The following is a 12,812-nucleotide window of genomic DNA, read 5'->3' on the forward strand; positions in this document are numbered from 1 at the left end:
ATAACAATATCAAATGAGCGTTTTAGTAAATAAAGATTCTAACATCATTGTTCAAGGTTTTACAGGTAGTGAAGGTACATTTCATGCTGGTCAGATGATCGAGTATGGTACAAATGTAGTTGGTGGTGTAACACCAGGAAAAGGTGGCCAAGAGCACTTAGGAAAGCCTGTTTTTAACACAGTTGCAGAAGCTGTTGAAAAAGCAGGAGCAGACACAACTATTATTTTTGTACCACCAGCATTTGCTGCAGATGCAATTATGGAAGCCGCTGACGCTGGAATCAAAGTTATTATTACGATTACTGAAGGTATTCCTGTGGCTGATATGGTAAAAGCTGCAGATTACATCAAAGATAAAGACTGTAGATTAGTTGGTCCTAACTGTCCAGGTGTTATAACTCCAGGTGAAGCTAAAGTTGGTATTATGCCAGGATTTGTTTTTAAATCAGGTAAAGTAGGTATTGTATCAAAATCTGGTACATTAACTTATGAAGCTGCTGATCAAGTTGTAAAACAAGGATTAGGAATAACAACTGCTATTGGTATTGGTGGTGATCCTATTATTGGAACAACAACTAAAGAAGCTGTTGAGTTGTTAATAAACGACCCAGAAACTGAAGCCGTTGTAATGATTGGTGAAATTGGTGGTCAATTAGAAGCTGATGCTGCGAACTGGTACAAAGCTAGTGGAAGCAAAAAACCTATCGTTGGTTTTATAGCTGGTGAAACTGCACCTGCTGGTCGTACAATGGGTCATGCTGGCGCTATCGTAGGTGGTAGTGATGATACTGCACAAGCTAAAAAGAAAATTATGAGAGAATGTGGAATTCACGTTGTAGATTCTCCTGCTGAAATAGGTAAGAAAGTTGCTGAAGTTTTAGGTTAATAACTTAAAATAAGAAACAGAAACTCTTTTCAGAATAAAACTGTTAAAAACCTTACAAAATGTTGTAAGGTTTTTTATTTGGTACAATTTGTAATTATTATCTTTGATAAGATAATCGAAAACGTAAAATAACTAAACCAAGAATATTAAATATGAAATTATTAGAAGGTAAAACAGCTATAATAACTGGTGCAAGTAGAGGTATAGGAAAAGGAATCGCTGAAGTTTTTGCAGATCATGGTGCTAATGTAGCTTTTACTTATAGCTCTTCTGTTGAAGCTGCTAATGAATTAGAAAATGAACTAAACAGTAAAGGAATTAAAGCTAAGGGCTACCAAAGTAATGCAGCTAGCTTTGAAGAAGCTCAAAAATTAGCAGAAGATGTTGTAGCTGAGTTTGGCTCTATAGATATATTAGTAAACAATGCTGGTATTACAAAAGACAATTTGCTAATGCGTATGGGAGAAGAAGATTTTGATAAAGTTATCGAAGTTAACTTAAAGTCTGTGTTTAACATGACTAAAGCCGTACAACGCACAATGCTTAAGCAAAGAAAAGGCTCTATCATTAACATGAGCTCTGTTGTTGGTGTAAAAGGTAATGCTGGGCAAACTAATTATGCAGCTTCAAAAGCTGGTATTATTGGGTTTTCTAAATCTGTAGCATTAGAATTAGGTTCTCGTAACATTAGAAGTAACGTGATTGCTCCTGGTTTTATTGAAACTGAAATGACTGCAAAATTAGATGAAGAAACTGTAAAAGGCTGGAGAGCAGCAATTCCTTTAAAACGTGGAGGAAATCCTGAAGATATTGCTAATGCTTGTGTTTTTCTTGCAAGTGATATGAGTGCTTATGTTACAGGACAAACCTTAAACGTTGATGGAGGTATGCTTACCTAAGCAAAAACAGCAGAATATTAACCATTAAACTATAAATTATGAAACTACTAATGACATCCATCTTTTTGTTTGTATTTGCATCAACAATAACAGCTCAGGATTGGAAGAAATACAAATCAGAAGAGCTTGCTTTTGTAACTGAATTTCCAGGAACTCCTGAAGAATCTGTTCAAAAAGTACAAACCGCTGTTGGCGAGTTAGATATGAATATGGTTGGGTATACATCTGTAGAAACAGGAGATAATGCCTATTATAGTGTCATTAGCAGTGATTATCCTGAAGAGCAATTTTCAGATATATCTGATGAGAAAATAAAATCTATATTAGATGGTGCTGTTAATGGTGCTGTAAAAAATACTAACGGTACTCTAGAGTTTGATGAAAACATTACCTTAAATGGTTATCCTGGAAGAAAAATAATGATTAAGTCTAGTGGTATGGAATTATATATGAATGCCTATTTAGTAGGTAACGTTATGTACATAACTCAGGTTATAGCATTAGAAGGTAAAGTAAATACTAAAAACTTGAATAAGTTTATGGACGCCTTTGATTTAATCAATAAAAAAGAATAGTGCATGACTAAATTTAATTTTATAAGTATTAAATATTCACTTATATCTTTTGCACTATTATTTTTTATCAACTCCTTTTCTCAAGTTAGTATTGGTCCAAGACATGTTGGTAAGTCCAAAAAGTTTCCAAAAGAAAGGTTAGGTAAATTTAAAAATACCGAAACCATCTTTGTGCTTTCAGATATCATAGACACAGAGACTTATGAAAAACTACTAAGTGACTCTTGGGATATTACCTCATATCAGTTAGTTAAGAGAGAGGATTTTAATCTCTTAAATTATTTAGATGGTAATTATTCATTTGCGAATTTAGAAGGCTATCACAAGCAGAAACAGATGAAATCTGGAGCTATTGTAGATTACATCTATATCTATATAAACTTTTTTATGCTAGATAATGAAGGCTTAAAAAAGGATATAAAAAAATTAGATCCAGAGAGTAAAAAGTATGAGCGAAAACTCAATAAGGCAATTTCATCTAATAGAGAAAATATTGCCAGAGTAGATTTATTTCCAAAAGATACGTTTCTCCCAACTGCATTGAGTTCAGATACATCAGTAATCATGGATAGTATTTACAGCAGAGATGTGTTTTACAATTATAAATCTGGTTTTCTAAAAAATTATTTTCAAAAAGTTAATGATCAATTAAAAACTGGTGAAGAGTATTGGATGTACGATAATGATTATTTACCTGAGTTAAAAAATCTATCTAAACAAACACTTTACATACCAAACTATCATTTAATTAAATATAATCCTTGGAAAATGACAGCCAAAGAAGACAAGGATGATTTTAAAGACACCTTTGATAGTTACGATTATAAATTCGAATTTCAAGATGAAGACGAGATTGATAGAAGAATTTTGGCAGGAGAAGAGTTTTACTATCTGCGATTTGTTAGAGTAAATTCTCAAAAGTTCATTCATATCGTTAATTCAAAGACTGGAGAAATAGTATATAGAAATTATGTTGCAGGTATGCTTTCTTCGTATAACCTAAAGAAGAGGCATGTTAAAGACATTAATTCTCACATAAAAAAAGCATTAAAAAAGTAATTGCAAACAGATACAATAATCTATATCGTTATTGCAGCATTAACAGCGCTTTTATTAGCGCTGTTTCAATATGCTTACAAGTCTAAGCTAAATACCCAATTAAAGACAACATTAACGGTATTAAGAACGATTTCTGTATTAGGTATACTTCTGCTACTCATCAATCCTAAATTCGAATCAAAAACCTTTTATGACGAAAAGCCGACACTTGTTGTCGCTATAGATAATTCAGAATCGGTTTCATACCTTGAACAAGATCAAAATGCAACGGAAATATATCAATTATTAAATGGTAATTCCGAAATCAAGAAACGATTTAATGTAGATACATATAGCTTCGGAAAAGCTTTAAAACCAATTGATTCTTTAAACTTTTCAGAACAACAATCCAATATTTCAAATTCACTAAAACAAATAGGAGAGGTGTATGCTAACCAAGTAGCACCTATAGTTCTATTAACTGACGGAAACCAAACGTATGGCTCAGATTACAGCTTTGTAAGTAATACGGTAAAGCAACCTATTTATCCTGTGATATTAGGAGATTCTACAATCTACACAGATGTAAGTATTAAACAACTCAACGTTAATCGTTATGTGTTTTTAAAAAATAAATTTCCTGTTGAAGTAATCGCAAATTACAACGGCAACGAAACTGTAAATACTGAACTAAAAATATGGTCTGGAAACAGTTTGGTTTTTAGAAAAGCAATTCAGTTTAATGCAGAAAAAACATCTGAAATAGTTTCAACAACTTTACTTGCCAATTCAGTTGGTGTAAAAACATACAAAGTAGAATTGACTCCGCTTAATCAAGAAAAAAATACGGTAAACAATTCTAAAAATTTTGGTGTAGAAGTTATTGATCAAAAAACAAATATTGCCTTAGTATCAGATATTTTACATCCAGATTTAGGCGCATTAAAAAAGTCTATAGAGAGCAACGAGCAACGAAGTGTTTCGGTTTTAAAGCCGAATGAATATGTTGAAAATGTAAATGATTTTCAATTAGTTATACTTTATCAACCAAACAATAACTTTAACAAAGTCTTAAGCAATATTTCAGATAAAAACTTAAACAGTTTTATAATTACTGGCAATACAACAAACTTTAGTTTACTCAATAATTCTCAATCTGCTTTTAAGCAAACAGTAACAAATCAATCTGAAGATTTTCAACCAAAATTAAACCGAAACTACAGCACATTTATTGTAGATAATTTATCTTTTGAAGACTATCCACCATTACAATCAGAATTTGGAACTATAGAATTTTCTGTACCTAATGATGTTATTTTATCAAAATCTGTAAATGGTATAGATACTAATCAACCGATGCTATCAACTTTCGAAATCGGTAGCACAAAGCACGCGTTATTATCTGGTGAAGGTTTATGGAGATGGAGAGCTCAATCTTTTTTAGAGTCTGAAAGTTTCAATGATTTCGATAATTTTATAGGTAAATTAGTTCAATATCTAAGCTCTAACAAAAAGAGAAGTCGTCTTAATATCGATTACAAATCTTTCTACAACGGAAATGACGATGTTATTATTACAGCTCAGTATTTCAACAAAAATTATGAATTTGATAATTCTGCTGCACTTACCATAGTATTAAAAAACAAGGAAGATAATAGTGTTAGAGAAGTGCCTCTTCTGTTAAGCAATGGCAGTTATAGTGTGGATCTAAGTGGAATCTCTTCTGGTTCCTATGATTTTACTATAAAGCATAACACAGAATCTGTTGCTGCTTCTGGCAGTTTTGAAGTTTTAGAGTATAATGTTGAACAACAGTTTCTAAATGCTGATGTAGAAAAGCTTCAATCGTTAGCTAAAAATAGCAATGGAAATGCAGTTTTCAATACAGAAATAGAGGACCTAATTTCAGAATTATTGACAGATTCTAGATACGCTACCATTCAAAAAAGCTCTAAAAATATCGTACATTTGATCGATTGGAAATATCTACTTGGTATCATAGTTTTAAGCTTATTTGCAGAGTGGTTTATTAGAAAATATAACGGATTAATTTAAAAATATTAAAATGGAAAGATTACCCAAAATAGCACTTCCAGTCGTAATAGGACTAGTGGTTTTAATTATACTAATTGCAAAATCTGCAGTAACAATAGGACCTGGTGAAGGTGGTGTTATTTTTAAAAGATTTGGAGATGGTATTGATACATCACAAACCTATGGCGAAGGATTTCATATTGTTGCACCTTGGAATGATATGATTATAAAAAAGGTGAGGCAACAATCTATTTCAGATAAAATGAATGTATTATCTGTAAATGGATTAGAAGTTAATGTTAACGGAACAGTTTGGTATGAGCCAGAATACAGCAAATTAGGCTTATTAATAAAAACAAAAGGTGAAAATTATGTTCAAGAATTATTAGCACCTGCTGTAAATGCTGCTGCTAGAAGTGTAGTTGGTAGGTACACACCAGAGCAATTGTATTCTAGTAAAAGAGATGTTATTGAGCAAGAAATTTTAGATGAAGTCACAAAATTACTAGATCAACAATATGTAAATGTTAAACGTGTTTTAGTAGAGGATGTTCAACTACCAGCAACGATTAAGCAAGCGATAGAGCGTAAATTAAAGCAAGAGCAAGAATCTTTAGAATACGAATTTAGATTAGTTACAGCTCAAAAAGAAGCCGAAAAACAACGTATAGAAGCACAAGGTAAAGCGGATGCTAACAAGATTTTAAGCGCGTCTTTAACGGATAAGATTCTTCAAGATAAAGGTATAGAAGCAACAAATAAATTGGCTGAATCACCTAACAGTAAGGTGGTTGTCATCGGTTCAGGCGATAGTGGAATGCCAATAATATTAGGCAATCAGTAAAAAATTTTGTTAAACGTTTGGAATTCTAAATATATTTTTTGAAAATTTGTCCAGAACAAAACAAGACATGACTTTTATTCAATTACATCATCATCATTTTCATACTTGCACTCAAGCGAGCTGAAGATGTATTGAATAAAACCAAGATATTTTTAAAACCGTTTGAGTAAATCAAGCGGTTTTTTTCATTCCTGTGAAAACAGGAATCTTACCCAAAAAGATTTACTCAAACACTTTAACAAAAAAGAAAAATGAGTAAACTAAAAATTGCAATTCAAAAATCAGGACGATTAAATGAGGATTCTATGAAAATCCTTAAAGACGTTGGTATTTCTATTGATAATGGTAAAGATCAACTCAAAGCATCGGCTAAAAATTTTCCTCTAGAAGTCTTTTATTTACGCAACGGAGACATTCCTCAATATTTAAAAGATGGTGTTGTAGACGTCGCTATTATCGGTGAAAATGTCTTGGTAGAAAAAGGACAAGACATCACGATTGCAGAGAAACTAGGGTTTTCTAGCTGTAAAGTGTCTGTAGCGATTCCAAAAGGAAAAAGCTACAATTCCATTAAAGATTTAGATGGAAAACGTATTGCAACGTCTTATCCAAACACAGTCAACCAATTTTTAAAAGACAACAACGTTAACGCCAATTTACACATCATTAACGGTTCTGTAGAAATTGCGCCAAACATTGGATTAGCAGACGCAATTGTTGATATTGTATCTAGCGGAAGCACACTTTTTAAAAACAACCTTAAAGAAGTTGAAGTCATTTTAAAATCGGAAGCTGTTTTAGCAGTTTCACCTCAAATTTCTTCTGAAAATCAAGCGATTTTAAACAAGTTACAGTTTAGATTACAATCGGTTTTAAAAGCTAGAAACTCACGCTACGTGTTACTAAATGCACCAAATAACAAGGTTGACGACATTATAAATATTTTACCAGGAATGAAAAGTCCAACTGTTTTACCGCTAGCTGAAGAAGGTTGGAGTTCACTACACTCGGTAATCAACAAAAACGATTTCTGGGAAATTATAGACGAATTAAAAGCCAATGGTGCTGAAGGCATATTAGTTTGTCCAATTGAAAATATGGTGCTCTAAATTCCTGCGCAGGCAGGAATCTAATATTTAAAATTAATGTCTGGCTGAGCGCAGTCGAAGCCTAATTAACGAGAAGAAATGAAAATAATAAAATACCCAAATAAAAACACGTGGTCAGAACTTTTAAAGCGACCAACACAAACCGTAAACGATATAGAAAGTACGGTTAATCAAATTTTTGAAGACGTACAACGCAACGGTGATACTGCTATAAATAAGTGCACTAGCTTATTTGATGGCGCTGATTTACAATCTAATCTCGTAACTAAACAAGAGATCGAAGAAGCATCTTCAAAATTATCATCAGAATTAAAAGCTGCGATTAACCAAGCAAAGTCAAACATTGAAACATTCCACAAAGCACAAAAAACAGAAAGGGTAAGCGTAGAAACATCTATTGGAATTACCTGTTGGCAAGAAAAACGTGCCATACAAAAAATTGGAATTTATATTCCTGCTGGTACAGCACCATTATTTTCAACAGTTTTAATGCTGGCAATTCCTGCAAATATCGCTGGTTGTAAAGAAGTTGTTTTATGTTCGCCACCAAATAAAGACGGTAAAATTGCTAACGAAATTTTATACGCAGCTCAACTTTGCGGTGTGACTAAAATTATAAAAGTTGGTGGTATTCAAGCGATTGCTGGATTAACATTTGGAACCGAAACTATTCCACAGGTCTATAAAATCTTTGGTCCTGGAAACCAATTTGTAACTGTTGCTAAGCAATTGGCCACAAAATATGGTGTTGCTATCGATATGCCTGCAGGACCAAGCGAACTGTTGGTTGTGGCAGATGATAGCGCCAATGCAAGTTATGTGGCTTCAGACTTATTAAGTCAAGCAGAACACGGAACTGATAGTCAAGTGATTTTAGTATCAACGTCTGAGAATTTTATAAATGAAGTTGAAACTGAAATTAAAACGCAAATTAAAGTATTACCAAGACAAAATATTGCGGAACAAGCTATCAATAATTCAAAATCTATTTTAGTGAAAACTAATGAAGAAGCGTTAGAATTAATTAATGATTATGGTCCAGAACACTTTATTGTTGCTACTAAAAACAACAACTTTTATGTTAATGGCATTCAAAATGCAGGTTCGGTATTTATTGGTAATTACACACCAGAAAGTGCTGGCGATTATGCGTCAGGTACCAATCACACCTTACCAACCAATGGATTTAGCAAAGCCTACTCAGGCGTAAATTTAGACAGTTTCACAAAAGCCATTACGTTTCAAAACATCACAAAAGAAGGTTTGAAAAATATAGGAAACACCATAGAACTAATGGCAGAAGCAGAAGGTTTACAAGCGCACAAAAACGCAGTTTCTATTAGATTAAAAGATATCATTCCTGCGCAGGCAGGAATCTCAAACTCGAAAACAGAATAATAATGAGAAGTAAAGATTTTGATTTATTGAAACTGGTTAGACCAAACATCTCAGCCTTAAAACCGTATTCTTCTGCGAGAGATGAGTTTAAGGATGCAACATCAAACCAAATAATTTTCTTAGATGCAAATGAAAATCCATTTGAAAATGGTGTAAATCGTTATCCTGATCCGCAACAAAAGGATGTAAAATCGATGTTGTCAAGCATAAAAAACATTCCAACCGAGAATATCCTGTTAGGTAACGGAAGTGATGAAGTTTTAGACTTAATTTTTAGAGCGTTTTGCGAGCCAAATCAAGATAACATCATTACATTACCGCCAACTTACGGTATGTACGACGTATTAGCTAATACAAATGCTATAGACGTTTTAAGGGTTGAATTGGATACTGATTTTCAACCTAAAGTTGACGATATTCTTAACACTCAAAACGACAATACAAAACTGTTATTTTTATGTTCGCCAAACAATCCAACAGCGAATAGTTTTGAAGCGTCTAAAATTGAAAAATTATTAACTGATTTTAGAGGAATTGTAGTCATTGATGAAGCGTATATCGATTTTTCAGAAGAAGAAAGTTGGATATCAAAATTATCAGATTTTCCAAATTTAATAGTCACGCAAACGCTATCTAAAGCTTACGGAATGGCAGGAATCAGACTAGGGATTTGCTTCGCATCTACCGAAATTATTTCAATTTTAAATAAAATAAAACCACCATATAACGTCAATCAATTAACGCAGCAAAAGGCAATTCAACGTTTAGAAAAGCAACAAGACGTTAAAAACGAAATTCAGGATATAATTTCAGAAAGAAGCTTGTTAATTAAAGCCTTAAAGTCGATTACTTGGATTGATACTATATATCCAACACAAGCTAATTTTGTGTTAGTAAAAGTTGATGATGCGACTAATCGATACAATCAGTTAGTAGAAAAAGGCATCGTTGTTCGCAACCGAACCAATCAGCCGCTTTGCAACAACTGTTTACGTTTTACGGTTGGCACAAGTGATGAGAATGAGAAATTGATTGCAGTAATGCAATCAATTTCGAAATCCTGAACTTGTTTCAGGAACTTTAAATAAATGGAAAAACTAAAAACATATTACACTTATATATTATCTAATAAGAACAGGACTGTTTTATATGTTGGGTATACTGAAAATATTAAAACGCGATTAATTCAGCATAAAAATGGGAAAGGTTCCGTATTTACTAAAAAGTATAATGTTTTTGATTTGATTCATTTAGAAACATTCGAAAAGAAAAAAGAGGCTAAACAAAGAGAAAAACAATTGAAAAATTGGCATAAAGAGTGGAAATGGAATCTTGTAAAAGAAAACAATCCAGAACTAAAAACATTGAAAATTTAAAATAGATCCTGAAACAAGTTCAGGATTGATTAACAAGTTAATCAAATGAAAAAAGTACTATTCATAGACCGTGATGGCACATTGATTAAAGAACCAGTAGACGAGCAAATCGATAGTTTTGAGAAGTTGGTATTTTATCCAAAAGTCTTCACGTATTTAAGTAAAATCGCAAAAGAATTAGATTTTGAAATCGTAATGATTACCAATCAAGATGGATTAGGAACAGATGTGTATCCAGAAAATACGTTTTGGCCTGTTCACAATTTTGTACTTCAATCTTTTGAAAACGAAGGTGTTCTTTTTGAAGAACAATTTATCGACAGAACTTTTGCTAAGGATAACGCACCAACTCGAAAACCAAATACAGGTTTGCTAACCAAGTATTTTAGCGAAGATTACGATTTAGAAAATTCATTTGTTATTGGTGACCGATTAACCGATGTCGAATTAGCCAAAAACCTTGGCTCTAAAGGTATATTTATCAATGATAATACCAATTTAGGAACGGATGAAATTACGGTACAACGAGATGCTTTAGATCAGTTTATCGCTTTAGAAAGTAACGATTGGGAAGAAATCTATAAATTCTTAAAAACCAAAGAACGCACAGGAAGCATCGAGCGAAACACAAACGAAACCAAGATTAAAATCGATTTAAATCTTGACGGAACAGGACAAAGTAATATCGATACTGGTATTGCGTTTTTCGACCATATGTTGGACCAAATTGCGCGTCACGGACAATTAGATTTAAATATTAAAGTTGATGGTGATTTAGAAGTAGATGAGCATCACACTATTGAAGATACAGCAATTGCTTTAGGTGAAGTGTTTGCAACGACTTTAGGAAACAAATTAGGAATAGAACGATATGGTTTCAGCTTACCAATGGATGATTGTTTTGCGCAAGCTGCAATAGATTTTGGTGGTAGAAACTGGCTGGTTTGGGAAGCCGATTTTAAACGCGAAATGATTGGTAAAATGCCAACCGAAATGTTTTTTCACTTCTTTAAATCCTTTACAGATGGCGCAAAATGTAACCTAAACATCAAAGCAGAAGGTACAAACGAGCATCACAAAATTGAAGCGATTTTTAAAGCATTTGCTAAAGCAATAAAAATGGCTGTAAAACGCGATGTTGAGAAAATGATTTTACCAAGTACAAAAGGAATGTTGTAATTAGCTTCTAGTCTTTAGCGTTTAGCTGTTAGCTAAAAACTAAAGGCCAAAAGCCAAAAGCTTAAAAATGAAAATAGTCATCATAAATTACGGTGCAGGAAACATCAAAAGCATTCAATTTGCTTTTAAACGCTTAGGTTTTGAAGCGTTGTTAACCAATAATCCTGAAGAAATTAAAGCAGCAGATAAAGTGATTTTTCCTGGTGTAGGCGAGGCGAGTAGTGCAATGCAAAAGCTAAAAGAATCAGGTTTGAATCGTTTGATTCCGCAGTTAAAACAACCTGTTTTAGGAATTTGTTTAGGTATGCAATTAATGTGTAAATCTACAGAAGAAGGTAATACAAAAGGATTAGGCATTTTTGATGTAGATGTAAAACGCTTTTCAAACACGGTAAAAGTGCCACAAATGGGTTGGAACACGATTAATAACCTTCAATCAGATTTGTTTAAAGGAGTTAAAGATGATGAGTTTATGTATCTAGTGCATAGTTATTATGCAGAACAATGCAAAGACGCAATCGCAACAACAACTTATGATGTAGCATACGCTTCAGCATTACAAAAAGATAATTTTTACGGTGTGCAATTTCATCCAGAAAAATCATCCTTAGCAGGTGAACAAATTTTGAGAAATTTCATCAATTTATAAAATGAAAATGTCAGGCTGAGCGCAGTTGAAGCCTGTATATTAACTAAAAAAATTCCTGCCTACGCAGGAAATGATTATGAGAATAATACCAGCAATAGATATAATAGAAGGAAAGTGCGTAAGATTAACTAAAGGCGATTATAGCACTACAAAAATGTACAATGAAAATCCGTTAGAAGTTGCCAAGCAATTTGAAGATGCAGGCATAGAATACTTGCATATGGTAGATTTAGAAGGCGCTAAAGCAGATCACGTAGTCAATTATAAAGTGTTAGAAAAGATAGCGACAAAAACCAATTTAAAAATTGATTTTGGTGGCGGACTTAAATCTGACGACGATGTATTTATAGCATTTAATTCTGGTGCTAAACAAATTACAGGTGGCAGTATAGCTGTAAAAAACACCGACACTTTTTTACGATGGATTAATAAATACGGAACCCAAAAAATCATTCTTGGTGCCGATTGTAAAAATGAAAAAATCGCTATTTCTGGTTGGTTAGAAGAAAGTAGTTTAGAAGTTGTTCCGTTTATTCAGGAATATCAAAAAAATGGTATTCAGTATGTGGTTTGTACAGATATTTCAAAAGACGGAATGCTTCAAGGTCCATCCGTAGATTTGTATAAAAAAATAATTAACCAATGTACTAATGGTAGCTCAGATCAATCTGTAAAGCTAATCGCTTCTGGTGGAGTAACAACAATTAAAGATGTTGAAGTATTATCTGAAATTGGTTGCGATGGAGTAATTATCGGGAAAGCCATTTACGAAAACAGAATAAGTTTAAAAGAATTAGAACGTTTTTTATAATATAAATAATTAGC

13 protein-coding genes are annotated in these 12,812 nt (G+C 32.9%); all 13 read left to right on the plus strand.

All coding sequences use genetic code 11. The features are described from left to right. Positions 1-13: 13 nt before the first annotated feature. Positions 14-886, plus strand: coding sequence for a succinate--CoA ligase subunit alpha (sucD, locus tag P7122_RS07280; protein ID WP_278005121.1), 873 nt, complete (start codon positions 14-16; stop codon positions 884-886). Positions 887-1,038: 152 nt separating this feature from the next. Beyond that, positions 1,039-1,785 carry a 3-oxoacyl-[acyl-carrier-protein] reductase gene (gene fabG, locus P7122_RS07285; protein ID WP_278005122.1) on the plus strand — a complete coding sequence of 249 codons (747 nt, stop codon included), beginning with the start codon at positions 1,039-1,041 and terminating at the stop codon, positions 1,783-1,785. Positions 1,786-1,823: 38 nt separating this feature from the next. Then, the gene (locus tag P7122_RS07290) at positions 1,824-2,360 is read left to right on the plus strand and encodes a hypothetical protein (RefSeq protein ID WP_278005123.1); all 537 of its coding nucleotides are present in this window, start codon (positions 1,824-1,826) and stop codon (positions 2,358-2,360) included. Positions 2,361-2,363: 3 nt separating this feature from the next. After that, on the plus strand, positions 2,364-3,419 hold the full coding sequence (locus P7122_RS07295; RefSeq protein WP_278005124.1) for a hypothetical protein: 1,056 nt from the start codon (positions 2,364-2,366) through the stop codon (positions 3,417-3,419). Further along, positions 3,420-5,453: a VWA domain-containing protein gene (locus tag P7122_RS07300; RefSeq protein WP_278005125.1), complete on the plus strand. Its 2,034-nt coding sequence runs from the start codon at positions 3,420-3,422 to the stop codon at positions 5,451-5,453. A gap of 10 nt (positions 5,454-5,463) precedes the next feature. Further along, positions 5,464-6,276, plus strand: coding sequence for a prohibitin family protein (locus P7122_RS07305; RefSeq protein WP_278005126.1), 813 nt, complete (start codon positions 5,464-5,466; stop codon positions 6,274-6,276). A 251-nt stretch (positions 6,277-6,527) separates the two neighbouring features. After that, positions 6,528-7,385, plus strand: a complete 858-nt coding sequence (gene hisG, locus P7122_RS07310; protein ID WP_278005127.1) for an ATP phosphoribosyltransferase — start codon at positions 6,528-6,530, stop codon at positions 7,383-7,385. Positions 7,386-7,463: 78 nt separating this feature from the next. Next, positions 7,464-8,783: a histidinol dehydrogenase gene (gene hisD / locus P7122_RS07315; RefSeq protein ID WP_278005128.1), complete on the plus strand. Its 1,320-nt coding sequence runs from the start codon at positions 7,464-7,466 to the stop codon at positions 8,781-8,783. 2 nt (positions 8,784-8,785) lie between these two features. Then, complete coding sequence (hisC, locus tag P7122_RS07320; protein WP_278005129.1) at positions 8,786-9,847, plus strand: histidinol-phosphate transaminase; 1,062 nt, start codon at positions 8,786-8,788, stop codon at positions 9,845-9,847. A gap of 24 nt (positions 9,848-9,871) precedes the next feature. Then, positions 9,872-10,159, plus strand: a complete 288-nt coding sequence (locus tag P7122_RS07325; protein WP_106688738.1) for a GIY-YIG nuclease family protein — start codon at positions 9,872-9,874, stop codon at positions 10,157-10,159. 45 nt (positions 10,160-10,204) lie between these two features. Then, positions 10,205-11,338, plus strand: coding sequence for a bifunctional histidinol-phosphatase/imidazoleglycerol-phosphate dehydratase HisB (gene hisB, locus P7122_RS07330; protein ID WP_278005130.1), 1,134 nt, complete (start codon positions 10,205-10,207; stop codon positions 11,336-11,338). Positions 11,339-11,405: 67 nt separating this feature from the next. After that, positions 11,406-11,987, plus strand: coding sequence for an imidazole glycerol phosphate synthase subunit HisH (gene hisH, locus P7122_RS07335; RefSeq protein ID WP_278005131.1), 582 nt, complete (start codon positions 11,406-11,408; stop codon positions 11,985-11,987). A gap of 76 nt (positions 11,988-12,063) precedes the next feature. Beyond that, positions 12,064-12,798: a 1-(5-phosphoribosyl)-5-[(5-phosphoribosylamino)methylideneamino]imidazole-4-carboxamide isomerase gene (hisA, locus tag P7122_RS07340; protein ID WP_278005132.1), complete on the plus strand. Its 735-nt coding sequence runs from the start codon at positions 12,064-12,066 to the stop codon at positions 12,796-12,798. Positions 12,799-12,812 lie beyond the last annotated feature (14 nt).

Origin of the sequence: Winogradskyella marincola (assembly GCF_029624125.1) — a bacterium.
Lineage (GTDB): Bacteria > Bacteroidota > Bacteroidia > Flavobacteriales > Flavobacteriaceae > Winogradskyella > Winogradskyella marincola.